The 26964-nt window shown below is 64.1% G+C and carries 29 protein-coding genes; 21 read left to right on the top strand and 8 right to left on the bottom strand.

Annotated elements, in window-relative coordinates; genetic code table 11:
• The first annotated feature begins 15 nt into the window (after nt 1-15).
• The 14 genes from C2I19_RS20965 (at nt 16) to C2I19_RS21030 (ending at nt 12859) form a co-directional block, all read left to right on the top strand.
• Nucleotides 16-540, top strand: a complete 525-nt coding sequence (locus C2I19_RS20965; protein ID WP_103904510.1) for a KdsC family phosphatase — start codon at nt 16-18, stop codon at nt 538-540.
• Nucleotides 537-1106 (top strand): LPS export ABC transporter periplasmic protein LptC, encoded by a 570-nt coding sequence (gene lptC / locus C2I19_RS20970; protein ID WP_103904511.1) that lies wholly within the window; start codon nt 537-539, stop codon nt 1104-1106. The genes C2I19_RS20965 and lptC overlap by 4 nt, the downstream gene beginning before the upstream one ends.
• Complete coding sequence (lptA, locus tag C2I19_RS20975; RefSeq protein ID WP_103904512.1) at nt 1096-1638, top strand: lipopolysaccharide transport periplasmic protein LptA; 543 nt, start codon at nt 1096-1098, stop codon at nt 1636-1638. The genes lptC and lptA overlap by 11 nt, the downstream gene beginning before the upstream one ends.
• Nucleotides 1635-2363, top strand: coding sequence for an LPS export ABC transporter ATP-binding protein (gene lptB, locus C2I19_RS20980; protein WP_103904513.1), 729 nt, complete (start codon nt 1635-1637; stop codon nt 2361-2363). Before lptA ends, lptB begins: the two co-directional genes overlap by 4 nt.
• 3 nt (nt 2364-2366) lie before the next feature.
• Complete coding sequence (locus C2I19_RS20985) at nt 2367-3770, top strand: RNA polymerase factor sigma-54 (protein WP_103904514.1); 1404 nt, start codon at nt 2367-2369, stop codon at nt 3768-3770.
• Nucleotides 3771-3840: 70 nt separating this feature from the next.
• Entirely contained in the window at nt 3841-4167 is a 327-nt protein-coding gene (gene hpf / locus C2I19_RS20990; RefSeq protein WP_103904515.1) for a ribosome hibernation-promoting factor, HPF/YfiA family, read from the top strand.
• A 122-nt stretch (nt 4168-4289) separates the two neighbouring features.
• Nucleotides 4290-4751, top strand: a complete 462-nt coding sequence (ptsN, locus tag C2I19_RS20995; RefSeq protein ID WP_103904516.1) for a PTS IIA-like nitrogen regulatory protein PtsN — start codon at nt 4290-4292, stop codon at nt 4749-4751.
• Complete coding sequence (hprK, locus tag C2I19_RS21000) at nt 4744-5700, top strand: HPr(Ser) kinase/phosphatase (RefSeq protein WP_103904517.1); 957 nt, start codon at nt 4744-4746, stop codon at nt 5698-5700. The genes ptsN and hprK overlap by 8 nt, the downstream gene beginning before the upstream one ends.
• Nucleotides 5681-6523 (top strand): RNase adapter RapZ, encoded by an 843-nt coding sequence (gene rapZ, locus C2I19_RS21005; protein ID WP_103904518.1) that lies wholly within the window; start codon nt 5681-5683, stop codon nt 6521-6523. The genes hprK and rapZ overlap by 20 nt, the downstream gene beginning before the upstream one ends.
• 44 nt (nt 6524-6567) lie before the next feature.
• Nucleotides 6568-7176, top strand: a complete 609-nt coding sequence (locus tag C2I19_RS21010; RefSeq protein ID WP_103904519.1) for a flavin prenyltransferase UbiX — start codon at nt 6568-6570, stop codon at nt 7174-7176.
• A 2-nt stretch (nt 7177-7178) separates the two neighbouring features.
• Complete coding sequence (locus tag C2I19_RS21015; RefSeq protein ID WP_103904520.1) at nt 7179-8645, top strand: NAD(P)H-hydrate dehydratase; 1467 nt, start codon at nt 7179-7181, stop codon at nt 8643-8645.
• Between the two features lie 71 nt (nt 8646-8716).
• Complete coding sequence (locus C2I19_RS21020) at nt 8717-9640, top strand: DMT family transporter (RefSeq protein WP_103904521.1); 924 nt, start codon at nt 8717-8719, stop codon at nt 9638-9640.
• A 109-nt stretch (nt 9641-9749) separates the two neighbouring features.
• Nucleotides 9750-11273: a sensor histidine kinase gene (locus C2I19_RS21025; protein WP_158253797.1), complete on the top strand. Its 1524-nt coding sequence runs from the start codon at nt 9750-9752 to the stop codon at nt 11271-11273.
• A complete protein-coding gene (locus tag C2I19_RS21030) occupies nt 11270-12859 on the top strand; it encodes a DUF3369 domain-containing protein (protein ID WP_103904523.1) in 1590 nt (529 codons plus the stop codon). The genes C2I19_RS21025 and C2I19_RS21030 overlap by 4 nt, the downstream gene beginning before the upstream one ends.
• Before the next feature lie 65 nt (nt 12860-12924).
• Here the strand turns inward: C2I19_RS21030 and trhA are convergent, their stop codons facing one another.
• The 7 genes from trhA to C2I19_RS21065 form a co-directional block, all read right to left on the bottom strand.
• Nucleotides 12925-13542 (bottom strand): PAQR family membrane homeostasis protein TrhA, encoded by a 618-nt coding sequence (gene trhA / locus C2I19_RS21035; protein ID WP_103904524.1) that lies wholly within the window; start codon nt 13540-13542, stop codon nt 12925-12927.
• 169 nt (nt 13543-13711) lie between these two features.
• Entirely contained in the window at nt 13712-14368 is a 657-nt protein-coding gene (adk, locus tag C2I19_RS21040; protein ID WP_103904525.1) for an adenylate kinase, read from the bottom strand.
• 39 nt (nt 14369-14407) lie between these two features.
• Nucleotides 14408-15166, bottom strand: a complete 759-nt coding sequence (gene kdsB, locus C2I19_RS21045) for a 3-deoxy-manno-octulosonate cytidylyltransferase (RefSeq protein WP_103904526.1) — start codon at nt 15164-15166, stop codon at nt 14408-14410.
• Nucleotides 15163-15345, bottom strand: a complete 183-nt coding sequence (locus C2I19_RS21050; protein ID WP_103904527.1) for a Trm112 family protein — start codon at nt 15343-15345, stop codon at nt 15163-15165. The genes kdsB and C2I19_RS21050 overlap by 4 nt, the downstream gene beginning before the upstream one ends.
• The gene (gene lpxK, locus C2I19_RS21055; RefSeq protein ID WP_103904528.1) at nt 15335-16354 is read right to left on the bottom strand and encodes a tetraacyldisaccharide 4'-kinase; all 1020 of its coding nucleotides are present in this window, start codon (nt 16352-16354) and stop codon (nt 15335-15337) included. The genes C2I19_RS21050 and lpxK overlap by 11 nt, the downstream gene beginning before the upstream one ends.
• 12 nt (nt 16355-16366) lie before the next feature.
• The gene (locus C2I19_RS21060) at nt 16367-16783 is read right to left on the bottom strand and encodes an ExbD/TolR family protein (protein WP_103904529.1); all 417 of its coding nucleotides are present in this window, start codon (nt 16781-16783) and stop codon (nt 16367-16369) included.
• A 2-nt stretch (nt 16784-16785) separates the two neighbouring features.
• A complete protein-coding gene (locus C2I19_RS21065; RefSeq protein WP_103904530.1) occupies nt 16786-17400 on the bottom strand; it encodes a MotA/TolQ/ExbB proton channel family protein in 615 nt (204 codons plus the stop codon).
• 276 nt (nt 17401-17676) lie between these two features.
• Here C2I19_RS21065 and C2I19_RS21070 point away from each other — a divergent pair, with 276 nt between their 5' ends.
• Nucleotides 17677-18135: a DUF4442 domain-containing protein gene (locus tag C2I19_RS21070; protein ID WP_103904531.1), complete on the top strand. Its 459-nt coding sequence runs from the start codon at nt 17677-17679 to the stop codon at nt 18133-18135.
• A gap of 66 nt (nt 18136-18201) precedes the next feature.
• Here the strand turns inward: C2I19_RS21070 and C2I19_RS21075 are convergent, their stop codons facing one another.
• Complete coding sequence (locus C2I19_RS21075) at nt 18202-18498, bottom strand: ArsR/SmtB family transcription factor (RefSeq protein ID WP_043620752.1); 297 nt, start codon at nt 18496-18498, stop codon at nt 18202-18204.
• A 107-nt stretch (nt 18499-18605) separates the two neighbouring features.
• Between C2I19_RS21075 and gpmI the strand changes: the two genes are divergently transcribed.
• From gpmI to ppk1, 6 genes are all read left to right on the top strand, one after another.
• Nucleotides 18606-20129: a 2,3-bisphosphoglycerate-independent phosphoglycerate mutase gene (gpmI, locus tag C2I19_RS21080; RefSeq protein ID WP_103904532.1), complete on the top strand. Its 1524-nt coding sequence runs from the start codon at nt 18606-18608 to the stop codon at nt 20127-20129.
• A gap of 73 nt (nt 20130-20202) precedes the next feature.
• Nucleotides 20203-21540 (top strand): murein hydrolase activator EnvC family protein, encoded by a 1338-nt coding sequence (locus C2I19_RS21085; protein ID WP_103904533.1) that lies wholly within the window; start codon nt 20203-20205, stop codon nt 21538-21540.
• 43 nt (nt 21541-21583) lie between these two features.
• Nucleotides 21584-22996 (top strand): S41 family peptidase, encoded by a 1413-nt coding sequence (locus C2I19_RS21090; protein ID WP_103904534.1) that lies wholly within the window; start codon nt 21584-21586, stop codon nt 22994-22996.
• 142 nt (nt 22997-23138) lie between these two features.
• On the top strand, nt 23139-24446 hold the full coding sequence (gene argA, locus C2I19_RS21095) for an amino-acid N-acetyltransferase (RefSeq protein ID WP_103904535.1): 1308 nt from the start codon (nt 23139-23141) through the stop codon (nt 24444-24446).
• A 96-nt stretch (nt 24447-24542) separates the two neighbouring features.
• A complete protein-coding gene (locus C2I19_RS21100; protein ID WP_103904536.1) occupies nt 24543-24815 on the top strand; it encodes an oxidative damage protection protein in 273 nt (90 codons plus the stop codon).
• Between the two features lie 68 nt (nt 24816-24883).
• On the top strand, nt 24884-26962 hold the full coding sequence (gene ppk1 / locus C2I19_RS21105) for a polyphosphate kinase 1 (protein WP_103904537.1): 2079 nt from the start codon (nt 24884-24886) through the stop codon (nt 26960-26962).
• Nucleotides 26963-26964: the final 2 nt, after the last annotated feature.

Genomic DNA, 26964 nt, shown 5'->3' on the forward strand with positions numbered 1-26964 from the left:
CCGCAAGGACAGACAATGCGCATGATTTCCGAGCAGGCCCGCAAGGTGAAACTGCTGATCATGGATGTGGACGGCGTGATGACCGACGGCCGCATCTACTACAACGCCCAGGGCGAGGAAAGCAAATCGTTCTACGTGCAGGACGGCCTAGGCCTGCGTCTGCTCAGCCGCACCGGCGTGCAGCTGGCCATCATCTCAGGCCGCGCCGACCGCTGCGTGGAGCACCGCTCTCGCGCGCTGAAAATAGACCACTATTACGGCGGCGTGCATGACAAGAAAGTGGCGCTGGCCGATCTGCTCGCCAAAACCGGCTTTCGGCCCGAGGAATGCGCCTTCATCGGCGACGATCTGATAGACCTGCCCATCCTGACCCGAGTCGGCCTGGCGGTAGCGGTGCCGGAGGCGCCTCCGCAGGTGCGCCAGCATTGCCACTACGTGACCGGCAATCCGGGCGGCCACGGCGCGGTGCGCGAGCTGGTCGAGCTGATCATGCAGGCGCAAGGCACTTTCGACGCCATCGTCGCGGAATACCTGGAATGATGCGGCTGTTGCGTTCCCACCGGCTGTTCCCGGTGCTGCTGATCGGCCTTACCGCCATGCTGACCCTATGGCTGGACCAGATCTCGCGCTGGGACACCCGCCACCGCGAACTTGACCCCGACAAACCGGAATACGTGGCGGAAAACCTGGTGGCCACGCGTTACGACGAGCACGGCAAACTGCTGGACCGGCTGATCGCCAGCCGCATGTGGCAATACCCCGGCAAGCCGGAAGCGTATTTCGAAAAGCCGGACCTGTACCAGTTCCAGCAAGGCGCGCTGCAATACCACGTCATCGGCGAAACCGGCCGCTACAACAATAAAACCCAACAGGCCTACTTCGACAAGAAAGTCACTTTGATCAAACCCCCAGACAGCCGCCAGCCGGAAACCCGCCTGGAAAGCAGCGCGATGTTCGTCGATACCGGCAAGCGCTTCGCCAGCTCCAAGGCGCCGTCAGTGATCTACCAGGGCAATTCGGTAGCCCACTCCATCGGCTTCACCTATCAGGAGCCGCTGGGCCTGCTCACTCTGCTGTCCACTACCAAGATCGTCTATGCCAAATAAGACCCGAATCCTGCTGGCCAGCCTGCTGCTGGCCGCCTCCGCGCTGGCCCAAGCCGAACAAGCCGACCGCGACAAACCGATAGAGATCACCAGCGACAACGGCTGCATCATGGACCAGATCAAAGGCGTGTCCACCTGCAACGGCAATGTCGTGGTGATCCAGGGCACGCTGCGCCTGAATGCCGACAAGCTGGTCGTCACTCAGGACAAGCAAGGCAATCAGACCATGCGCGCCACCGGCCGCATCGTCACTTTCCGCCAGAAAATGGACCGCGACGGCGGCTGGGTGGAAGGCCAGACCAGCCAGCTCGACTACGACAGCGCCCAGCACCTGGTGGTACTGACCGGCAACGCCCGCGTCAAGCGCAACGGCGACCTGTCCATAGGCAACGTGATCCGCTACAACACGCTGGCTGAAACTTTCGAAGTCGTCGGCGGCGGCGCGTCCGCCTCCGGCCAGGGCCGCTCCGTCGTGATCATCCAGCCCAAGAAGGCCGCTTCGCAGCCCGCCAGCGGAACCGCCAAGCCATGAAGCGCAGCGTCCTCACCGTTTCCAATTTGAAGAAGCGCTTCAAGAAGCGCACCGTGGTCAAAGACGTTTCGCTGAGCATAGAAAGCGGCGAAGTCGTCGGCCTGCTCGGTCCCAACGGCGCCGGCAAGACCACCAGCTTCTACATGATCGTCGGCCTGATCGGCGCCGACGACGGCGACATCCGCCTCGACGAGCAATCCATCACGCGTTTCCCCATCCACCAGCGCGCCCAGCTGGGCCTGGGCTATCTGCCGCAGGAGGCGTCCATCTTCCGCCGCATGACGGTGGAGGAAAACATCGCCGCCATCCTGGAGATCTCCGGCCTCAAGGGCAAGGAGCTGGAGTCCGAGCTGGACCTGCTGCTGGACGACCTCAATATCGGCCATCTGCGCGACAGCAACGCGCTGGCGCTGTCCGGCGGCGAGCGCCGCCGCGTGGAGATCGCCCGCGTGCTGGCCACCCGGCCGCGCTTCATCCTGCTGGACGAGCCCTTCGCCGGCGTGGACCCGATCGCGGTGATCGACATCCAGAAAATCATCTCCTTCCTGAAAGAGCGCGGCATAGGCGTGCTGATCACCGACCACAACGTGCGCGAGACGCTGCGCATTTGCGACCGCGCCTACATCATCAGCGACGGCTCGGTGCTGGCCTCCGGCCAACCCGAGGAACTGGTCAACAACGACAAGGTGCGCAAAGTCTACCTTGGCGAGCACTTCCATCTGTAAGCGATGAAGCAGGCACTACAGCTCAAGGTTTCGCAACAGCTGACGCTGACGCCGCAGTTGCAGCAGTCCATCAAACTATTGCAGTTGTCCACGCTGGACCTGCAGGCCGAGGTGGAGCGCTTCCTGCTGGACAACCCGTTGCTGGAACGCGGCGACGAGCCGCGCGACGGCGACGGAGAAGCTGCGGCCGAGAGCGCGGACCATAGCGAAACCGCAGCCGACGAGCCGGCTGACAGCCGCGACGACAGCGCCGGCGAGCTGCTGGACTGGGGCGCAGGCAGCCGCGGCGGCGACAGCGACTACGACCCCATGCTCAACGTGCCCTGCCCGGTCAGCCTGCGCGAGCACCTGCTGTCGCAGCTGGGCGAAATCGCCCTGCCCCGCCGCGACGAAGCCATCGTGCGGCTGCTGATCGAGGAGCTGGACGACGACGGCTATCTGCCGCTCGGCCTGGACGAACTGGCCAGCCATCTGCCGCTGGAATTGCAGCTGGAAAGCGACGAGCTGGCTGTAGGCCTCGCCTTGCTGCAACAGTTCGACCCGGCAGGCGTCGGCGCGCGCACCCTGGCCGAATCGCTGCAGCTGCAATTGCACAGGCTGCCGGAGAGCGAGCCGGGCCACACCCTTGCGCTGGCCATCGCGCGCGCTCACCTGCCGCTGCTGGGCAGCCGCGACTACGCCAAGCTGAAGAAGCTGCTGGGCTGCGGCGACGCCGAGCTCCGCGCGGCGCAGGCGCTGATCGCTCGGCTCAACCCGCATCCCGCCACCGGCTTCCATCAAGGCGACACCCACTACGTGATTCCCGACATCAGCGTGCGCAAGTTCAAGGGCCGCTGGGTAGCCGAACTGAACCGCTCCGCCGTGCCCAGATTGCGCGTCAATCAGCTGTACGAACGCATGCTGGCCGACAGCCGCGGCCAGGGCGGCGAAATGTCCGCCCGGCTGCAAGAGGCGCGCTGGCTGGTCAAGAACATCCAGCAGCGGTTTGACACCATCCTGAAAGTGGCGGAAGCTATTATCGAGCGTCAACAATTGTTCTTTGAACAAGGCGAAGTGGCGATGCGGCCCTTGATCCTGCGCGATATCGCGGAAGAGCTGGGCCTGCACGAATCCACCATCTCCCGTTCCACCAGCCAGAAATACCTGCTGTGTTCGCGAGGCTTGTTCGAGCTCAAGTATTTCTTCGGCAGTTCGTTGGAAACTGAAAACGGCGATGAATGTTCCGCCACCGCCATCAAGGCGCACATCCGCAGCATGATAGAAGGCGAAAACCGCGCGAAACCGCTGTCCGACAGCGCCATCGCCGACGCGCTGGCCAAGCAGGGAATACAGGTTGCCAGACGCACCGTAGCGAAGTATCGTGAAGCCATGCAGATTCCGGCGGTGAGTCTGCGCAAGGCTCTGTGAGGAGCCGACGACAAGAATACATGCCGCCCGACAACCCGCCCGGGCGGTCAACACCAGAAGGAGCTAGGGTATGAACCTCAAAGTAACTGGCCTGCACCTGGAAGTCACTCCGTCGCTGCGCGAATACATCGAAAACAAACTGGAGCGCATTACCCGCCACGTCGACAACGTGATCGACATCTCCGTCACCCTGTCTGTGGACAAACTGGTTCAAAAGGCTGAAGTCAATGTGCACCTGTCCGGCAAGGACATCCACATCGAAGCGACCGAGGCCGATCTCTACGCCGCCATCGACCTGCTGATGGACAAGCTGGACCGCCAAGTGCTGAAGCACAAGGAAAAGCAGACCGAGCATCGCGCGCAAAGCTCCGGCGAAGTTTCGCAAACCTCGCTGTGACGCGACGCTGAAAACAACGGGAACCGGACGGTTCCCGTTTTTCTTTGCGCTTGCCGGTTTTCAGTACTATCAAGGCAACGTAGAATTCCGGGTTTATCAAAGAGCCGCATGCATAATCCAATATGAATCTCATCGGCAAGATACTGACTCCGGACCATGTATTGCTGGATCTGGACGTCTCCAGCAAGAAGCGGGTATTCGAGCAGGTTGGGCTTCTCGTGGAAAACACCCGCGGCATCGCCCGCAGCGAAATCTTCGACAGCCTGTTCAGCCGCGAGAAGCTGGGCTCCACCGGCCTGGGCCAGGGCGTGGCCATACCGCACGGCCGCGCGCGCGGTCTGAAGGAGGCTACCGGCGTGTTCATCCGGCTGAAGGCGCCGATCCCGTTCGACGCGCCTGACGGCAAGCCGGTGCAGTGTCTGTTCGTGCTACTGGTGCCGGAGCACGCCACCGATCTGCACCTGCAGGTTCTATCGGAACTGGCGCAGCTGTTCTCCAGCCGCCAGATGCGCGAGAAAATGCTGGGCGCTTCGCTGCGCGACGAACTCTACCAGCAGCTCTGCGATTGGACCCCCAATGCCTAGCATCACCGTACGCCGCCTGTATCAGGAGAACCAGCAGAAGCTGAACCTGACCTGGGTCGCCGGCACCGGCGGCTCGGACAATGTCATCGGCAACGATGACCAGCGCCCCACCCTGGCGCTGGTGGGCCACTTGAACTTCATCCACCCCAACCGGGTGCAGGTGCTGGGCCTGGCCGAAGTGGACTACTTGAACAAGCTGGAGCAGTCCGCGGCCAAGACCGCGCTGGACCAGCTGTTCCACAAGAGCATGTCGGTGGTGGTGGTGGCCAACAACCAGCCCGTGCCGCGGCTGCTGCGCGACTACTGCCACAGCCACAATGTGCCGCTGATGACCAGCACGCTGGAAAGCCCCTATTTGATGGACGTGCTGCGCATCTATCTGGCGCGGGCGCTGGCGGTGTCCACCGTGCTGCATGGGGTGTTTCTCGACGTATTCGAAATCGGCGTGCTGATCATGGGCGACTCGGCCATGGGCAAGAGCGAGCTCGCACTGGAACTGATTTCGCGCGGCCACGGCATGGTGGCGGACGACGCCGTCGAGCTGTACCGCATCGGCCCCGACACGCTGGAAGGCCGCTGCCCGCCGCTGCTGCGGGACTTCCTGGAAGTGCGCGGCCTGGGCATTCTGAACATCCGCACCATCTTCGGCGAAACCGCCGTCCGCCCCAAGAAAGTGCTGAAGCTGATCATCCACCTGGTCAAGGCCAACGACCAGGCCATGCAGGCGCTGGACCGGCTCAACATCCAGTCCGAAACGCAGGAAATCATCGGCGTCACCGTACGCAAGGTAGTGCTGCCCGTCGCCGCCGGCCGCAACCTCGCCGTGCTGGTTGAGGCTGCCGTGCGCAACTACATCCTGCAGCTCAGAGGCATAGACAGCACGCGCGAATTCATCGAACGACACACCAATTTCTTGCGAGACCAGGAAAATGCGCCTGATATTGATTAGCGGCCTGTCCGGCTCCGGCAAATCCATCGCTCTGCGCGCGCTGGAAGATTACGGCTTCTACTGCGTGGACAACCTACCCGCGACCATGCTGCCGGAAGCGATGGCCATGTACGAGGAGTTCGGCTACCAGGACATCGCCATCAGCGTGGACACCCGCTCCGGCCCCTCGCTGGGCGCGCTGCCGCATGTGGTGCAACAGTTGCGCGGCCAGGGCATGGATGTGCGGCTGCTGTATCTGGAAGCCCGGCCGGAAACGCTGGTCAAGCGCTTCTCCGAAACCCGCCGCCGCCACCCCTTGTCCGGCGCCGGCATCACGGTGGAAGAAGCCATACAGGTCGAACAGGAAATGCTGGGCGACATTCCGGAGCTGGGCACTCGCATCGACACCAGCGAACTATCGGCCAATGCGCTGCGCAGTTGGGTGCGGGAGCTGGTGGACGCCGACAGCAGCCGTCTGACGCTGATCTTCCAGTCCTTCGGCTTCAAGCACGGCGTGCCGCAGGACGCGGACTTCGTCTTCGACGCGCGCTGCCTGCCCAATCCGTATTACGACCCGCTGCTGCGCCCGCTGAGCGGCCGCGACCAGCCCATCGTGGATTTCTTCGCCCAGCACGCCGACGTGGCCGAGATGATCGCCGACATCCAGGCGCTGATCGCCAAATGGCTGCCGTGCTACGCCAAGGAAAACCGCAGCTATCTGACGGTTGCCGTCGGCTGCACCGGCGGCCAGCACCGCTCGGTATTCATCATCGAGAACCTGGCCCGGGCCTTCGCCGACAAGCAAGTGCTGGTGCGCCACCGCCAGCTCTATCCCGACTACTGAACAGGGCGCGCGGGCGACGATCGCCCGCCCCTGGAGACCGTCCGATGTCCCGCCGCAAAACCATTACCGTCGCGCTGACCGGCGCCTCCGGCCTGCCCTATGGCCTGCGCCTGATCGAGGCCCTGCTCGCCGCCGGCGTCCGCGTCTGGGTGCTCTACTCCCAAGCCGCGCAAATCGTCGCCAAGCAGGAAATGGCGCTGACGCTGCCGTCGCGCCCCGCCGAGATGAAAGCCTGGCTGCTGCAACGCTACCCGGCCGCGCCGGATCTGCTCGAAGTCTACGGCCGCGAGGAATGGTTCGCGCCGGCCGCCTCCGGCTCCAATCCGCCCGACGCCATGGCGGTCTGCCCATGCTCGATGGGCACGCTGGCGGCCATTCGCCACGGCATGAGCGACAATCTGATCGAACGCGCCGCCGACGTCTGCATCAAGGAGCAGCGCAAGCTGGTGCTGGTGCCGCGAGAAACGCCGCTGTCGCCCATCCATCTGGAAAACATGCTGGAGCTGGCGCGACTGGGCGTAGTGATCCTGCCGCCGTCCCCCGGCTTCTATACTCATCCTCAGAGCGTGGACGACATGGTGGACTTCGTCGTCTCGCGCGTGCTGGACCAACTGGGCATAGCGCAAACGCTGACGCCGCGCTGGGGAGAGTGACAATGGATGCCGGCCCGATACTAAGCCTGGAGGCTTTGCGCCAATTGGAACGCGCGGCCGACGCCGCCGGGCTGCGGCTGATGCGACGCGCGGCGCAGGCCGCCGCCAACTGGGCCGCCGCGCGGCTGCCCGCCGGCTCCCCGCTGCTGATCTGCGCCGGCCCCGGCAACAACGGCGGCGATGCGCTATACGCCGCGCTCGAGCTGCATGGCCGCGGCTATCGGGTAGACATCCTGCAACCCGCGCCCCCCGCCAGCGCCGCCTGCCGCGAAGCCCGCAGGCAAATAGACGAAGCCGGCCTTGCCGTCCGGCAAGCGCTGCCAGCGGACTATCCGCCGCCGCAACTACTGATGGACGGCCTGTTCGGCATCGGCCTATCCCGCCCGCTGGACGATGGCTGGCAGCGCTTGATCGCGGCATTGAACGCCCTGCCCTGCCCCAAGCTGGCGCTGGACTGCCCCAGCGGCCTGGACGCCTACACCGGCCAAGCGCTGGGCGCGGCCCTCCGCGCAAACGCCACGCTGACCTTTCTGTGCCACAAACCCGGCCTGCTCACCGGCCGCGGCGCCGATCTGGCCGGCCAGGTCGTCCTTGACGCGCTGGCGTGCCCGCCCGAGCTGTACCCGCCGGCCGAAGGCGCGCTCAACGCGCCGGACATCTCGCCGCTGGCCCGCGCCCGCGACAGCCACAAGGGCAGCTATGGAACGGTGTCCATCATAGGCGGCGCGCCCGGCATGCTGGGCGCCATCCTGCTGGCCGGCCGCGGCGCGCTGCACGGCGGAGCGGGCAAGGTCTACCTGTGCCCGCTGGACGACAGGCTGCCGGTGGATCCGGCCGCGCCGGAGCTGATGATACGGCCTCTGGATGAGATGGCCGAGCTACCGCGGGCCGACGTCGTCGCCATCGGTCCCGGCCTCGGCTTGCAGGAGCCGGCCGAAGCCTTGCTGGAACAAGCGCTAGCACAGCCGCAGCCTCTGGTGCTGGACGCCGACGCGCTGAATCTGCTGGCGCAGCGCCATGCGCTGGCTGAACGGCTGGCCAAACGCTCTCGGCCCGCCATATTGACGCCGCATCCGGCCGAGGCCGCGCGCCTGCTGCGGACAGATGCCGCCGCCGTGCAGGCCGATCGCGTCCTGCACGCGCGGCGCCTGGCCGCGCATTTCAACTGCGTGGTCATCCTGAAGGGCGCGGGCAGCCTGATCGCCCGTCCGGACGGCTACTATCTGCTCAACGCCAGCGGCGGCCCCATGCTGGCCGCCGCCGGACAGGGCGACGTACTGACCGGCCTGATCGCCGCACTGCTGGCCCAGGGCCTGCCAGCCTTCGATGCGGCAGCGCTGGCCGCGCATCTGCACGGTCTGGCCGGAGACGATTACCAGAGGGAAACCGGCGGCCCCATAGGCTTGACCGCCTCCGCCACGGCGGAAAGAGTGGCGCGCGTCGCCAATCGCTTGCTCGCGCCGCGCTGAACGCCGCCTTTGCCGATGACGGCGGTTTGTGGTTAACATCGACCGGCAAGCCCACACACCGGAGAGCCGTCTTGTCATCCGCCCATAATCAGAAAAAAGCCTACGCCTTCGGCCTCGGCGCCGTGCTGGCTTGGTCCACCGTCGCCAGCGCCTTCAAGCTCAGCCTGCAATACTTGTCGCCTATGCAACTGGTGCTGTACGCCAGCCTCGCCTCCCTGCTCTGTCTGCTGTCCATCCTGGCCTGGCAAGGCCGGCTGTCCGAGCTGATCGCCGCCTTTCGCGCGCACTGGAAGGCTTCGCTGCTGTTCGGCGCCGTCAACCCCTTCATCTACTATCTCGTGCTGTTCGAAGCGTATTCGCTGCTGCCGGCGCAGGAGGCGCAAGCGATCAACTACACCTGGGCGCTGACCATGACGCTGCTGGCCGTGCCGCTGCTGAAGCAAAAGCTGCGGCTGCAAGACGCCACGGCGGCGCTGATCTGCTATCTCGGGGTGCTGGTCATCGGCACCCGCGGCCAGTTGCTGGAACTGCACTTCTCCAATCAACAGGGCGTGCTGCTGGCGCTGGCCTCGACCCTGCTGTGGGCCGGCTACTGGATTTTCAACACGCGCGACGCGCGCGAGCCGGTGCTGGGCCTGACGCTGAACTTCGCCTGCAGCCTGCCGCTGAGCCTGGCCTGGTGCGCCTGGCACGGCCAGTTGGCGCTGCCGGCCTGGCAAGGCCTGGCCGGCGCAGCCTACGTCGGCGCGCTGGAAATGGGTTTCACCTTCGTGCTGTGGCTGTCTGCGATGAAGCTGACGCGCAGCACCGCCAGCATCGCCAACCTGATCTTCTTGTCGCCGCTGGTTTCGCTGCTGCTGATCCATCTGATCGTCGGCGAAGCCATCCTGCCGTCCACCCTGTTAGGACTGGCGCTGATCCTGGGCGGACTGGCGGCGCAGAAACTGCCGCGGGGCCGAGGCAGCCAAGCTCGACTGGCCGCAGGCAAGGACTGATTCCCGGCAAGCGGCGCGATCGCGCATGGCAATTCGCGCTCGCTCTGCCTACGATTGACTTTGAGGGCATGACTAAACAGGCACCATGAAAAGCATCAAGACAAGGTTAATGCTATGGCTGATGGCCTGGATCACCGCCATTCTGGGCAGCACCGGGCTGTATTTCTACCTACACGACTACGGGATAGACCAGAGCGACTTCCAGACCCAGCGCACCGCCGTGCGCTCCCGCCTGTCGCTGTCGCTGCCTCACGGCATCTGGCAGCTGGACGATGAAAACGTGCGGCTGGCGCTGGACAGCGAGTTGAGCTGGCCGTCGGTGATCGCCATCAACGTCAAGGGCGAAAGCGGCCTGAATCTGGGCCGCACCCGAGACGGCAACGGCAATCTGCGCGACATGTTGCCCAATGAGCATCCCAAGGCGGACGACGTGCTTAGCATTCCCATCATCTACCAGGGCAAGGAGCACCTGGGCACCGCTACGGTTTACCTGTCGCACGACGCCTTGCGCGCGCGCGAAAACCAGCACCTGATCACCATCATCGCGCAGATCGTGCTGCTGGACGGCATGATCTTCTTCATCATGTCGTTCAATCTGCAGCGCTTCATTTTCCAACCGCTGGCCAGGCTGCAGCAGGCGCTGAACACCGCGATCCGCGCCCCGGACGCCAGCGGGGCCCAGATCACCCACCTGGCGGACGACGAAATCGGCGGCATCGTCAACGGCTTCAACCGCATCGTGGCGCGCACCGCCGCCGACCTGGTGAAGCGGACGGCGGCCGAGGCGATCGCGCGCGAGGAAAAGGAAAAAGCCCAGCAGGCCTACAGCCAGCTGATCGCCACCCAGGAAACGCTGGTGGAAGCCGAGAAAATGGCTTCGCTGGGCAGCCTGGTCGCCGGCGTCGCCCACGAAATCAACACGCCGGTCGGCATCACCTTGACCGCCGCGTCCCACCTGGGCACCGCCACCTCGCACATTACCGGCAAACTGGGGAGCGGCAACGTCAAGAAAAGCGACTTCCAGAGCTATCTGGAAACCGCCCAGGAGTGCTGCGAGCTGATCCTGTCCAACTCCGAACGCGCCGCCAATCTGATCCACAGCTTCAAGCAAGTGGCCGTGGACCAGACCAGCGAGGCGCGGCGCAGCTTCCACCTGCACGATTATCTGAACGAGGTGATCACCAGCCTGAAGCCGCGCTTCAAGCACACCAAGGTCGGAATCGACATCCAATGCGAGGAGGATATTCTGTTGGACAGCTATCCCGGCGCGCTGGCCCAGGTGCTGACCAATCTGGTGGTCAACGCCCTGATACACGGCTATGAAAGCGGCGAGATTGCTGGCACCATCGTGATTGAAGCCCATCGCAACGACGACCAGCATGTGTCGCTGAGCGTCAGCGACAACGGCAAAGGCATCGCGGCGGAAAATCTGGGGCGAATCTTCGACCCATTTTTCACCACGCGCCGCGGCAGCGGCGGCAGCGGCCTGGGTTTGAACATCGTCTACAACATCGTGCGGCAGCGATTGGGCGGCAATATCGACGTTCACAGCGAACTGGGGCAAGGCACCCGCTTCAAGCTGGACATGCCCTGCATCGCGCCGACCGTCCAGCATAAGGAGAACGTGGCATGAGCAGCAAAATCCTGCCTCCCGACGAAGACAACTGGCTGCTGGACGATAGCGACGACAACGCGGTCCGCCCCTCCGAGCTGCGCAAGCCGTGGAAAGTGCTGATCGTGGACGACGAGCGCGACGTCCACACCGCCACCCGCATCGCCCTGCGCGGCATCAGCTACAAGGAGCGTCCGCTGGAACTCTTGAGCGCTTACAGCGGCGCCGAGGCCTTCCAGATGTTGCGGCAGCATAACGACATCGCCCTGATCATGCTGGACGTGGTGATGGAGAGCGAGGACGCCGGCCTGAGGCTGGTGCACCGCATCCGCGAGGAACTGAACAACGGCGTGGTGCGCATCGTGCTGCGCACCGGCCAGCCCGGCCAGGCGCCGGAACAGGAAGTCATCCTCAACTACGACATCAACGACTACAAGACCAAGACCGAGCTGACCACGCAAAAGCTGTTCACCACCACCATCGCCTCGCTGCGCGCCTACGAGAACATGGTGTCGCTGGAGAAGAACCGCCAGGGTCTGGCCAAGATCCTGGAAAGCGCGTCCGACCTGTACCAGCTGCACTCGCTGCGCGAATTCGCCTCCGGCGTGCTGCGCCAGATCAGCGCCCTGCTCGACATCGGCACCGACGGCATTCTATGCGTGCGCAATGAAAACCACAGCGGCAGGCCGGAGCTGGAAATCCTGGCCGTTTCCGGCTCCTACGAATACCTGGCGGAAAAAGGCGACCTATCCAGCGAGCCCAAGCTGGAGTCGGTGATCATGCAGGTATTCAAGGAGAAGCGCAGCATCTACCAGCACCCATATGACGTGCTGTACATTGCCTCGCGCAACCGGCGCGAGTTCGCCGTGCACTTCATGCCGCAATGGCCGCTGGACACGGTGGAATGCGATCTGCTGGATGTGTTCTGCCAGCGCATTTCCGCCGCCTACGACAATCTCTACCTGTACCACCAACTGCGCAGCGCCCAGGAGGCGACTGTGGTGGCGCTGGCGGACCTGGCGGAATTCCGCGATACCGACACCGGCGACCACGTGTTGCGCGTGCAGAAGCTGACCGACGCCATCGCCCAGGAAATGCTGATGCGCAACGACTACCCGGAGCAGATGAGCCGCGAGTTCCTGGACATGGTGGGCATGGCCAGCATTCTGCACGATATCGGCAAAGTGGCGACGCCGGACCATATCCTGCTCAAACCCGGCAAGCTGGACCCTGAGGAGCGCGCCATCATGGAGCAGCACGCCTCGATAGGCGCGCACATCCTGGCCAAGTCGGCCCAGATGGTGGAGGGCACCAGCTATCTGTCGCTGGGCTCGGAGATCGCCGGCGGCCACCACGAGCACTTCGACGGCAACGGCTACCCCGGCAAGCTGCTGGGCCAGAATATTCCGCTGTCCGCGCGCATCGTGGCGGTGGTGGACGTATTCGACGCGCTGATGAACAAGCGGCCGTACAAGGAGCCATGGAAACTGGAAGACACCATGCAATACATCAAGGGCCGCGCCGGCAGCCAGTTCGACCCGTTGGTGGTCGAGGCGCTGAGCCTGCTGGTGGATGAGGACAGACTGCCGGTCAAGTTCGGCGAATAGTCCCCCGTAGCAAACGCAAACGGCAGCCCATGGCTGCCGTTTCGCTTTTCATCGCGCCGCCCGCGTCAGGCCACGTAGTTCAGCACGCACAGATACTGGCAGATGCTACCGCCCAGCACGAACAGATGCCAGATGCCGTGGCCGTGGCGTATCTTCTCGTCGTTGAGAAACCAGTAGATGCCCACGCTGTACAGCATGCCGCCCAGCGCCAGCCAGAACAGGCCGCCCGGCGCCAGCGCTTCGATCAGCGGATTGATCGCGATCAGCACCAGCCAGCCCATCGCCACGTACAGGATCATGGACAACACGCGGGTGCGCCGCCCCAGCGTCAGTTCCTGCACGATGCCGAACAAGGCCAGCCCCCAGCTCAGGCCGAACAGCGTCCAGCCCCAGGCGCCGCGCAGCGTCACCAGCGCGAACGGCGTGTAACTGCCGGCGATCAGCAGATAGATGGCCGAATGGTCGCACTTCTGCAGGATGGCCTTGGCCTTCCCCTTGAAGCTGTGATACAGCGTGGACACCAGATAGAGCGTGACCAGCGTGCCGCCGTACAGGCTGAAGCTGACGATTTTCCATGGATCGCGCTGCATCGCCGCCTCGACCACCAGTACCACCAGACCGACTATCGCCAGCACCGTGCCGGCCAGATGGGAATAGCCGTTGAAACGTTCCCCGCGATACATGATTTTATTTTTCCTTGGCCGGCTTCCAGCCGGCTCGATCAGATAAAACAATTGGAACCCTTGCGGCTCCTCAGGGTTCCATTGTCCGCCTTCGGCCGCGGCAAAACCAGCGGTTGGCGCAAACAAAAAGCGGGCCGATGGCCCGCTCGCTGGCCGGATGCGATCCGGATCAGGCGCCCAGCGCCTTCAGCACGTCGTCGCGCACGGTTTCCACCGCGCGGGTGCCGTCGATCTTCACATACTTCGGCGCCTTGTCGCTGCCGCCGGCTGCCAGCTTGCCGTAGAAGCCCACCAGCACTTCGGTTTGCTCGTGATAGACAGCCAGACGCTTCATGACGGTTTCGGCCTTGTCGTCGTCGCGCTGGATCAGCGCTTCGCCGGTCTCGTCGTCCTTGCCTTCCGCCTTGGGCGGATTGTACTTGACATGGTAGGTGCGGCCGGAAGCCACGTGGACGCGGCGGCCCGCCATGCGGTCGACGATGGCCTCATCCGGCACGTCGATTTCCACTACGTAGTCGATGTCCACGCCGGCGGCGATCATCGCCTCGGCTTGCGGGATGGTGCGCGGGAAGCCGTCAAACAGGAAGCCGTTGGCGCAATCGCCTTGAGCGATGCGTTCCTTGACCAGGCCGATGATGATGTCGTCGCGGACCAGGCCGCCCGCATCCATGATGGCCTTGGCTTCCAGACCCAGCGGCGTGCCCGCCTTCACCGCGGCGCGCAGCATGTCGCCGGTGGAGATTTGCGGAATGCCGAATTTTTCGCGGATGTAGTTGGCTTGAGTGCCTTTGCCGGCGCCCGGCGCGCCCAACAGGATCAATCGCATGTGTTTGACTCCAGTCTGTTTCGATTTAATTGTATTTGTTCATCGCGCAAACAGCCGACGCACCCGTTCCAGGTCTTCCGGCGTGTCCACCCCCGCGGCGGGCGCCTCGCTCGCCAACGCCACAATCATGCTGTAACCATGCCAGAGTACGCGCAATTGTTCCAGCGCCTCGTATTGCTCCAGCGGCGAAGCCTCCAGGCCGGCGTAGGTTTTCAGGAAACCGGCGCGATAGCCGTACATGCCGATGTGGCGGTAGACCGGCAGGCCCGCCGGCAGCGTCGAGCGGTCCGACGCGTAGCCGTCGCGCGCATACGGGATCGGCGCGCGGCTGAAATACAGCGCGCGGCCATGCTTGTCCAAGACCACTTTCACCACATTGGGATTGAAATGGTCGGCGGCGTCATGCAGCGCGTGCGCCAGCGTCGCCACCGGAGCTTCGACCTGCGCCAGCAGATCAGCCAATTGGTCTATCAGCGCGGGCGCGATCAGCGGCTCATCGCCCTGCACATTGATCACGATGGCGTCGTCGGCCAGTTGCAGCGACTCCGCCACTTCGGCCAGACGGTCGGTGCCGCTGGCATGGTCCGCGCGGGTCAGCACCGCCTCCACGCCATGCTCGGCGCAAGCGGCCAGAATATCGGCGTGGTCAGTCGCCACCACGACGCGGGCTGCGCGGCTCTTCGCCGCCTGCTCGACCACGCGAGCCACCATGGGCTTGCCGGCGATGTCGGCCAGCGGCTTGCCCGGCAGGCGGCTGGACGCCAGCCGCGCCGGGATCACCACCACGAACTCATTCATTGGACTTCTTCTTCCGGCGGCAGCTCGCGCGCCTCGCTCTCCAGCATCATCGGGATGCCGTCCTTGATCGGGAAGGCCAGGCGGTCGCCCTTGCAGATCAGTTCGTCCTTGCTCTTGTCGAACACCAGCGGGCCCTTGCACAGCGGGCATACCAGGATTTCCAGAAATTTAGCGTCCATGTTCCATCTTCAAGCGGGCTAGTATCCAGTCGCACAGATCAGGCGCCAGCGTAGCCTGAACCGGCAAAACCCATAGTCTAGCACGCTGCGCCGCGTCATGAAGCGCGCGAGCGAGCTTGACCGCGTCCTTGCTGGTGACGATCACCGCGTCGGCGTCGGCGGGGATGTCCGCGGCCGAGAAAGGATGGTGATCGGGGAAGGACAGCCGGCGCTCCACCGCCACGCCCATCCCTGCCAGCGTGTCGAAAAAGCGCTGCGGATGGCCGATGCCGGCCAGCGCGGCCACCCGCAACCCGGCAAAATCCGCCGCGCGGCGCGTGCGCGAGGCGTCGTCCAGCGCATGGCATAGGCCAGGGCTCAGCGTCATGGCGAAGCGCTGCAGGCGCGCCGGCAGCGCGAGATTGGCCCCCGTCCCGTTGACCACCACGGCGTCCACGCTGCTCAAGCGGGAAGCCGGCTCGCGCAGAGGGCCGTTGGGCAGCAGACGGCCATTGCCCAGGCCGCGCCGTCCATCCAGCACTGCGATTTCCAGGTCGCGCGCCAGCCGGTAATGCTGCAGGCCGTCATCGCTGAGTATCAGCTGGACCTCCGGATGCAGGGCCAGCAGATGGCGGCCTGCGGCCACGCGGTCCCGCCCCACCACCACCGGAGCGCCTGCGGCGGCCAACAGCAGCGGTTCGTCGCCCACCAGGGCGGGATCGCTGTCCCGCCTCGCCTCGGTCGGCGCGTCCGCCTTGCCGCCATAACCGCGGCTGATCACGCCCACCTTGACGCCGCGCGCGGCGAAGCCCTCCAGCAGCGCCAGCGTCAGCGGCGTCTTGCCGACGCCGCCGACATTGATATTGCCTATCACGGCCACCGGGACCGGCAGCCGCTCGCTCTTTTTCCAACCGAGGCGGAAGGCCTGCCGGCGCAGCGCCGCCAGCAAGGCAAAAAGCCCTTCCAGCGGAGCCAGAAGGGCTGTCAACCAGCCTCGCGGCCGATACCAGTGTTGTTCAATCAGATTCATGCCGCTCCAGGCTTATTGCAGGTTCTGGGTGGCGAAGGTCAATTGTGACAGGCCGGCCTCGCGCGCGGCCTCCATTACGGTGATCACAGATTGGTGGGTGGACTTGGCGTCGGCGTTGACCACCACCACCACGTCGCTCTTGCCGGAGGCCGCAGCCTTCAGCCTGGCAACCAGCCCGGCCTTGTCGCCGCCGGCCAGCCTGGCGTCGCCCACCGCCATCGCGCCGTCCGCCGCCACCGCGACGTTGATCTCGGTGGTCTTGTTCTTCTGCTGCTCGCCCTGGGCGCTAGGCAGATTGATCTTCAGTTCGGAAAAATGGGAATAAGTGGTGGTGACCATCAGGAAAATCAGGATCACCAGCAGCACGTCGATCAAGGGAATGAAATTGATCTCCGGCTCGTCCCGGCCGCGTCCGCGACGAAAATTCATGCTCAGCTCCCGTTCTTGCGCTCGCCGTGCACCACTTCCACCAGCTTGATGGCCTGCGCTTCCATCTCCACCAACAGGCCATCCACCTTGGAGCGGAAGTAGCGGTAGAACATCATGCTGGGAATGGCCACGATCAGGCCGAAGGCGGTGTTGTACAGCGCGACCGAAATGCCGTGCGCGAGCTGCTGCGGATTGGCGCCGTTGCCGTTTTGGGAGCCGAAGATTTCTATCATGCCGATCACGGTGCCCAAGAGGCCCAACAGCGGGGCCATGGCGGCGATGGTGCCGAGCGAGGTCAGCAGGCGCTCCAGCTGATACGCCACCTGGCGGCCCTCGTCTTCGATGGACTCCTTCATCACCTCGCGGCTGCCATGGACATTGCGCAGGCCGGCTGCGAACAAACGGCCCAACGGCGAATGCTGCTGCAGCTTCTGCAGCAGATCGTCGCGATCGCCCACGCGGCGGTATTCCTGCAGCGTCTGCGCCAGCAGGCCAACCGGCACCACCGCGCCGCGCCGCAAGGTGAACAGGCGCTCCAGAATGATGGCCAGCGAAACCACCGAAGCGGCGATAATGGTCCAGATCGGCCAACCGGCCGCTTCAACGATAGCCCACACGAAGCGCTCTCCGTAATCAATACAAACGTAAGACTTTATTACCTCAAACGGCGTGAGGCAACCTTAAAGCCGGAAAATTCCCCAGCATTGCCGCTTTTTTGGGCATGCCCAGCCAAAAGGCCTGCCCATCGGCGTATTCCACAACTTATCCACAAGGTTATTCCGCGATTGTTGTGGATAAATTTCACGTCATCCAGCGACCCGCGCCATGCCAGCATTGACAAGGATCAAACCATTGCCGACGATGAAGCATCCAAACAATCGTTTGAATGAAACATGAACCTACCCATCTGGCTGATCAAGCTGCTGTTCAATCTGTGGCCCCCCTTCCTCGGCGCCGGCATCCGCGTGCACAAGCTGTCGCCGGACTTCCGCCAGGCCGAGGTGAGGCTGAAGCTCGGCGTCGGCAACCGCAATTACGTCGGCACCCATTTCGGCGGCAGTCTGTACGCGATGACGGACCCATTCTACATGCTGATGCTGCTGCGCCAGCTCGGCAATGACTACTACGTATGGGACAAGGCCGGCCGCATCGACTACATCAAACCCGGCCGCGGCATGGTCAGGGCCATGTTCCGCCTCACGGACGAGCAACTGGCCGAAATCCGCGCGCAGACCGCGGCCGGCGACAAGCATCTGCCGGAAATGACGGTGGAAATCCGCGACGCCGACGACGAGCTGGTGGCCGCCGTGCACAAGACGCTGTACGTCCGCAAAAAGCCGGATCGGCGCTGACGCGCGGCCCGCATGCGAAAAAAGCCGCGCTAGCGGCTTTTTTTCTTGGCTCTCAGCGGCCGGCGATCACTCCCCGAAACCGCAGAACACTTCGCGCATCATCTTCAGCACTTCCAGCGTGCGGATGTCGCCCACGCGATAGAACACGCGATTGGCGTCCTTGCGCGTGCGCAAAACGCCCTTGTCCCGCATAATGGCGAGGTGCTGGGAAATATTGCTCTGGGAAGTGCCAACCTGCTCGACAATGTCTTGCACGCTCACTTCCCGGTCTTCCAGCACCGATATGATCTTCAGACGCAGCGGGTGCGACATGGCCTTCATCGCCCGCGAGGTCTGCTCGATCTGGTCGTCGTTGAACAGCAAAGCTTTTCTCCTAATGTAGCTCGAATTTTATTGATTTGACTGCGTGACAATAGTATCGGCAAAATTCGATACTATCAAGGTTTTCTAATATTCTGAATGCGAATGCCATGAAATCAACCACCCCGGTGTTGCTATTAATCCTCGACGGCTTCGGCCACCGCACGGAAGGCGACGACAACGCCATCCTGCACGCCGACATGCCCAACTGGAACCGCCTGCGCCAGCAGTACGCGTATGGCACCATCAATGCTTCGGAAAACTTTGTCGGACTGCCCTCCGGCCAGTTTGGCAACTCCGAGGTGGGCCACCTGAACATCGGCGCCGGCCGCATCGTCCAGCAGGACATCAGCCGCATCGATTGCGACATCGAGGATGGCCGCTTCGCTTCGAATGACACGCTGCAACAAGCCATGAGCAAAGCTCAAGGCTCGGCCTTGCATGTGTTCGGCCTGCTATCCGACGGGGGTGTGCATAGCCACGAGAACCACATCCATGCGCTGATCCGCGCCGCCCAGGCCGCCGGCGTGCCCAAGATCTACGTCCACGCCTTCCTCGACGGCCGCGATACGCCGCCGCGCAGCGCGGAAACCTATCTGAAACGGCTGGACGCCGTGCTGGCCGAGTGCCCGAACGCGCGCCTGGTCTCCGTCACCGGCCGCTACTGGGCCATGGACCGCGACAAGCGCTGGGAGCGCGTCGAGCCCGCCTATCGCCTGCTGGTGGAGGGTGAAGGCCTGTTCCACGCCGAAACCGGCCTGGAAGCGCTGCAAGCCGCCTATGCCCGCGACGAGAACGACGAATTCGTCAAAGCCACCGGCATAGGCGCGCCGGTGAAGATGCAGGACGGCGACGCGGTGATCTTCATGAACTTCCGCGCCGACCGCGCCCGCCAGCTGACCACCGCGCTGACCGACCCGGCCTTCGACGGCTTCCAAGCGCGCCAGCCCAAGTTCGGCTGCTACGCCACCCTGACCTCCTATGGCGAAGCTTACTCGGCGCTGCCGGTGGCTTACGCGCCGCAAAAGATCAGCAACGGCATGGGCGAATATCTGTCGGCCCAGGGCATGAAGCAGCTTCGGATCGCCGAAACCGAGAAGTACCCGCACGTCACCTACTTCTTCAACGGCGGCGAGGAACAGGTGTACCCGGGCGAAGACCGCATCCTGGTGCCGTCGCCCAAGGTGGCCACTTATGACTTGCAGCCGGAAATGAGCGCCGGCGAAGTGACCGACAAAATCGTCGCGGCCATCCAGTCCGGCCAGTACCAAGCCATCTTCTGCAATTACGCCAACGGCGACATGGTGGGCCACAGCGGCATATTCGATGCCGCCGTGAAAGCCGTGGAAGCGCTGGACGGCTGCGTCGAGCGCTGCGTGGAAGCCATGCTGGCCGCAGGCGGCGAGGTGCTGATCACCGCCGACCACGGCAACTGCGAACAGATGTACGACGGCGAGCATCACCAGCCGCACACCCAGCACACCACCAACCAAGTGCCCTTCCTGTACATCGGCCGTCAGGCCAAGATTCGCGCCGGCGGCTCGCTGCGCGACATCTCGCCATCGCTGCTGGCCATGATGGGCCTGGAACAACCGGCCGAGATGACTGGTCAATCGCTGATCGACTTCCAGTAATCGCCACGCAGCCGCGGCGGCCATGTTTCCGCATGGCCGCCGCGCTTGCCTCAAGCGAAAGAACACCCAAGGAATGAAACGCTATCTCCTGCTGGCCCTGCTGGCCGGCGCCGCCCAGGCGGCCAACACGACCTCCTCCTCCGCTCTGTCGCCCGCCCCGCACCAGCAGGACTTGAAAAACGTGCGCAAGGAAATCGACAGCCTGAAGAAAGACCTGGCGCAGAAGCAGTCCATCAAGCAGGAGGCGCAGTCCGCCATCCAGGAGTCCGAGCAGGCCATCAGCCAGACCCGGCAGGCGCTGGCCACGCTGGAGCAGAAGCAAAACCGCTCGGAGCAGCAACTGGATGCCCTGCGCGCCCAGATCGAACAAACCCGCGGCAAACTGGGTCATACCCGCGAGCGCGTCGGCCAGATGCTGGTGCGGCAATACAAGAACGGCCAGCATGACGCGATGAAGCTGATGCTGAACGACGGCGATCCCAACCAGAGCGCGCGCGATCTGACTTATTACCAGCACATTGCCCGCGCCGAGCAATTGCTGGTGCAACAGCTGCTCAGCCAGCAGCAGCAGCTGGAAACCCTATCCGCGCAACTGGAACAGCAATTGGCGCAGCTGAACAAGCTGTCCAGCCGCAAGACCCAGGAAAAGAGCCAGCTGGAGCAAGGCAAGACCCAGCAGGTGCAGCAATTGAACAAGGTGTCCGGCGAGATCAAACAGGGCCAGGGCAAGCTGACCCAGTTGCAGGAAGACGAGAAGCACCTGAGCAATCTGATCGCCCAGATCAACCGCGAAATCCAGCGCCGCAAGGCGGAAGCCGCGCGCAAGGCCGCCGAGGCGCGCAAGGCCAAGCTGGCCGCCGCCCGCGAAGCCGCGCGCAAGGAAAACGAACGCCGCCGCAAGCTGGCCGAGCAAGCCAAGAAGCAGGGCAAGCCGGTGCCTGAGGAAGCCAAGAAGCAAGTCGTGGTCAAGGAAGAGCCGGCGCAGAAAGTGGACGATGTGGCCGACGACAGCGCCGCCGGCCGCGCCTTCGCCAGCCTGCAAGGCAAGATGAAGCTGCCGGTGGCCGGACAAATCACGGGCGGCTACGGCAAACCGCGCCGTGAAGGCACCACCTGGAAGGGCGTGTTCATCCGCAGCGCGGCTGGCCAGCCAGTACACAGCGTGGCCGATGGCACGGTAGTATATGCAGATGAGCTGAGGGGCTACGGCAAGGCCGTCGTCGTCGACCATGGCGGCAACTACATGACGGTCTACACCGGCCTGTCCGCCATCGCCAAATCCAACGGCAGCGGCGTCAAGGCCGGTGACACACTCGGCAACACTGGTACACTGGACAACGGAGAGGCCGGACTGTACTTTGAAATCCGGCATCTGGGTCGCACCCTCAACCCGCAAGCCTGGACACGCTAAGGTGCCGGGTACGGAGAATCAGCAAAGCATGAGCAGCCAAAGAATGAAAAAGATCGCCTGGTTGGTGGCAGGGGCCATGGCCGGCGGCGTCCTGACCCTCAGCATGCAGGCGCTGGCCGACAAAGAGGCCTCGCCGCTGCCGCTGAACGAGCTGCGCACCTTCGCCGAGGTGTTCAGCCTGATCAAGCAAAGCTATGTCGAGCCGGTGGACGACAAAAAGCTGATAGACGAGGCGATCAAGGGCATGTTGACCGGCTTGGACCCGCACTCCGATTACATGAAGCCGGAAGAGTTCAAAGAACTGCGCGAAGGCACGCAGGGCGAGTTCGGCGGCCTGGGCATCGAGATCGGCGCCGAGGACGGCCTGGTCAAGGTGGTCTCGCCCATCGAGGACACCCCGGCGCAGAAGGCCGGCATCAAGAGCGGCGACCTGATCATCAAGATCGACGACACGCCGGTGCGCGGCCTGTCGCTGAACGACGCCGTGAAGAAAATGCGCGGCAAGCCGGGCACCAAGGTCACGCTGACCATCGCCCGCAAGAACGAAACCAAGCCGCTGGTGTTCACGCTGGCGCGCGCCGTGATCAAGACCAAGAGCGTCAAATACAAGATGCTGGAACCTGATTACGGCTACGTCCGCATCGCCCAGTTCCAGGAGCACACCGCCGAGGACCTGGCCGCCGGCCTGCACAAGCTGTACCAGGACAACAAGCAGCCGCTGAAGGGCCTGGTGCTGGACCTGCGCGACGATCCGGGCGGCCTGCTGAACGGCGCCGTCGGCGTGGCCGCGGCCTTCCTGCCCAAGGACAAGCTGGTGGTCTACACCGAAGGCCGCACGCCGGACGCCAAGATGCGCCTGACCGCCACCTTGCAGAACTACGCGCGCCAGAACGGCACCGATCCGCTGGCTGCGTTGCCTGCGCAGTCGCGCAACGTGCCCATGGTGGTGCTGGTCAACGGCGGCTCCGCATCGGCCTCGGAAATCGTCGCCGGCGCGCTGCAGGACCAGAAGCGCGCGGTGCTGGTCGGCACCCAGACTTTCGGCAAGGGCTCGGTGCAGTCCATCCTGCCGCTGGGCAGCCAGGGCGGCATCAAACTGACTACGGCGCGTTACTTCACGCCTAGCGGCCGCTCCATCCAGGCCAAAGGCATCACGCCGGACGTGGTAGTGGAAGACGCCACGCTGACCGCGGCCGACCAGGCGTTGCGCGTCCGCGAAGCGGACCTGGAGAACCACCTGGCCAACCCCAACGGCGACGATAAGCCGGCCAAGGCCGCCAAGCCCGCGCCCAAACTGATTACGCCGCCGCAGACCGACAAGGGCGCCGAGCCGGCCAAGCCGGAAGAAGGCGGCCAGTTCGGTCCGCGCGAGCCAAGCGTCAAGAACGACTACCAATTGTCGCAAGCCTTGAACGTGCTGAAAGTGCAGCAAATCCTGGAGAAGCGCGCCAACTGACGCTGGCCGCGCCTCGCCTAACGCCGCCCCGCTGGGGCGGCGTTTTCATTTTTCCATCCCTCCCCGCCTCGTACGTTCCGACACACGCCTCGCCGACAATCCTGATATGCTTGTTGGTTGTTCTACGCAGGAGGCCGCCGCCATGCTCAACAACGATTTCGTTCTCACCTTCCGCGAAGCCGCGCCCTACATCAACGCCTACCGCGGCAAGACCTTCGTGTTGGCCCTGGGCGGCGAAAGCCTGATAGACGGCGACTTCTCCAGCATGGCGCAGGACATCAATCTGCTGGTCAGCCTGGGCGTGCGCATCGTGCTGGTGCATGGCATCCGGCCGCAGATCGAGGCGTTGCTGAAGCGCCACGGCATCGCCCGCCTGTTCCACCGAGACCGCCGCGTCACCGATGCCGCAACCATGGAAGCGGTCAAGCAAGCCGCCGGCGCCACCCGCCACGACGTCGAGGCGAGGCTGTCCATGGGCATGCCGCACTCTCCGATGCACGGCTCCCACCTCAGGGTGGCCGGCGGCAACTTCGTCACCGCCCAGCCGCTGGGCGTGCTGGACGGCGTGGACATGCAATACACCGGCCAGGTGCGCCGCGTGGACGCCGCCGGCATCCGCCAACGGCTGGACGCCGGCGAGCTGGTGCTGCTGACGCCAGTGGGCTATTCGCTGACCGGCGAGAGCTTCAACCTGACCATGGAAGAGCTGGCCACCCACGTCGCCATCTCGCTGAAGGCAGAAAAGCTGATCTATGTGGTAGAAGGACGCGGCGTGGTGGAGCGCGACGGCCAGTTGATCAGCTCGCTGACCTCGCACCAGGCCGAGGAGATGCTGGAATCCGGCAGCCTGCCGGAAGACGTGGCCGCCTACCTGCCCTACTGCATCCGCGCCACGCGCGAAGGCATTCCGCGCGCCCACTTGGTCAGCCGCCACCAGGACGGCGCGCTGCTGCTGGAGCACTTCACCCGAGGCGGCAACGGCACCATGATCGCGCGCGAGCCGCTGGTGCGGGTGCGCAACGCCAGCATAGAAGACGTGGGCGACATCCTCGGCTTGATCCGCCCGCTGGAAGAACAAGGCATTCTGGTCCGGCGCAGCCGCGAGCGGCTGGAAGTGGAGATAGGCGAATACTCGGTGCTGGAGCACGACGGCAAGATCTACGGCTGCGTGGCCATGCATCCGTTTCCCGAGGCCGAAACCGCTGAGCTGGCCTGCCTGGCCGTGTCCCAGGAAAAGCGCGACGGCGGCTTCGGCGAGATGCTGCTCAGGCACGTGGAATACCAGGCGCGCACCCGCGGCCTGCTGTCGCTGTTCGTGCTGACCACCCAGACCTCTCACTGGTTCGTCGAGCGCGGCTTCGCCGAGGCGGACAAGAGCTCGCTGCCGCTGGCGCGCCAGCAGTTCTACAATTACCAGCGCCGCTCCAAGGTGTTTGTAAAACAGCTGTAACAGATTGAAGCCATGATGCCGCCACGGTTGGAAGCGCGCGGCCGCTGTGACACAATAGTCCGCTGTGCCAATCAGAATACAAGCAAGGATTAAGCGATGAGCAGAACCGTCAATTGCGTCAAGCTGGGCCGCGAAGCCGAAGGCCTCGACTTTCCGCCGCTGCCGGGCGAACTGGGCAAGCGCGTTTTCGAGAGCGTTTCCAAGGAAGCCTGGCAAGGCTGGCTGCGCTACCAGACCATGCTGATCAACGAAAACCGTCTCAGCCTGGCCGATGCCCGCGCCCGCCAATATCTGGCCGCCCAATTGGAGGCCTACTTCTTCGGCGCCGGCGCCGATGCGCCGGCAGGCTACACGCCGCCGCAGAACTAATTGCGAAATCCAGCCCTCCAAGCGAGGGCTTTATTGTCTCCACCTTTCGAATTTGGCTCACACACCGTATGTCACAACCGCAAGACCTGCTGCTGAACCGTGAACTGGGACTGATAGAATTCAACCGCCGCGTGCTGGCCCAGGCGGAAGACCCGAACCTGCCGCTGCTGGAACGGCTGAAGTTCCTGTGCATCGTCTCTTCCAACCTCGACGAATTCTTCGAAGTCCGCGTGGCCTGGCTGCAGGAAGCGGCCCATGCCACGCCGGAACGCATCCTGGCGGACGGCTCCACGCCGGGGCAGGCTCTGGCTAAAGTGTCCCGCGCCAGCCACCAGCTGGTGCGCGAGCAATACGCGGTGATGAGCGAGGTGCTGTTCCCGGCGCTGCGCGAGCAGGGCATTATTTTCCTGCGCCGCAGCGAGTGGACCGAACAACAGCAGGAATGGGTACAGAACTATTTCTTCCGCGAGTTGATGCCCATCCTGACGCCTATCGGGCTTGATCCCTCGCACCCGTTTCCCAAGGTGCTGAACAAATCGCTGAACTTCGCGGTGGAGCTGGAAGGCCGCGATGCCTTCGGCCGCGCCTCCGGCACCGCCATCGTGCAGGCGCCGCGCATCCTGCCGCGCGTGATCAAGCTGCCGGCCGAAGTCTGCGATGGCCATTCCCATTGCTTCGTCTTCCTGTCCTCCATCCTGCACTCCCACGTGCACGAACTGTTCCCGGGCATGACGGTCAAGGGCTGCTACCAGTTCCGCGTCACGCGCGACAGCGAGCTGTCGGTGGAAGACGACGATTTCAAGAACCTGCGCACCGCGCTGCAGGGCGAGTTGCGCCAGCGCCAGTTCGGCGACGCCGTGCGGCTGGAAATCGCCGACACCTGCCCGCAGCATATGGAATCCTTCCTGCTGACCCAGTTCAACCTGCAGCCGCGCGATGTCTACCGCGTCAATGGTCCGGTTAACCTGGTGCGGCTGATGCAAGTGCCGGATCTGGTGGACCGCGCGGACCTGAAGTTTGCGACCTTCTCCCCCTCGCTGCCGACTCTGCTGCAGAAGAAACCGAAGTCTCCCGCTCTGTTCGAGGCCATACGCAAGGGCGATGTGCTGCTGCACCACCCCTACCAGAGCTTCCAGCCGGTGATCGACTTCCTGACCCAGGCGGCGACCGACCCGCACGTGGTGGCGATCAAGATGACGGTGTACCGCACCGGCACCGACTCCGTTCTGATGGAGTCGCTGATCGCCGCCGCCCGCGCCGGCAAGCAAGTGACGGTGGTAGTGGAGCTGATGGCGCGCTTCGACGAGGAAGCGAACATCAGCTGGGCCAGCCGGTTGGAGGACGCCGGCGCCCACGTGGTGTACGGCGTGATCGGCTACAAGGTTCACGCCAAAATGCTGATGGTGGTGCGCCGCGAAGCGCACGGCCTGCGCCGCTACGTGCACCTGGGCACCGGCAACTACCACCCGCGCACCGCGCGGCTGTACACGGACTTCGGCCTGTTGACCTGCAACGAGGAAATCGCCAGCGACGTCAACGACATCTTCGTCCAGCTGACCGGCCTGGGCCGCGCCAGCAGCCTGAAGCACCTGTTCCAGAGTCCGTTCACGCTGCACAGCATGATCATGCAGTCCATCGAGCGCGAGATCGAGCACGCCCAGGCCGGCAAGCCGGCGCAGATCATCGCCAAGATGAACTCGCTGCTGGAACCGCAAGTCATCCACGCGCTATACCGCGCCAGCCAGGCCGGCGTGAAGATTCAGCTCATCGTGCGCGGGGTGTGCGCGCTGCGTCCGGGCGTGCCGGGCCTGTCCGACAACATCTCGGTCCGTTCCATCGTCGGCCGTTTCCTGGAACACCCGCGCGTGTTCTATTTCTACAACGACCACAAGGAAGACCTGCTGATGTCCAGCGCCGACTGGATGGGCCGCAACTTCTTCCGCCGCATCGAAACCTGCGTGCCCATTCTGGACAGCAAGCTGAAACGCCGCATCATCAAGGAAGCGCTGCGGCTTTATCTGGACGACAACGTCAACAGCTGGGAAATGCAGCCGGACGGCGGCTACAAGCGCCGCGGCGGCCGCGGCAAGCCTCACTGCGCGCAGCTTGAGCTGCTGGCGCTGTACACCGGGCCGCAGGCGGAGTAGCC

It is taken from the genome of Chromobacterium alticapitis (genome assembly GCF_002924365.1).
In the GTDB taxonomy this organism is placed as follows: Bacteria; Pseudomonadota; Gammaproteobacteria; order Burkholderiales; family Chromobacteriaceae; genus Chromobacterium; species Chromobacterium alticapitis.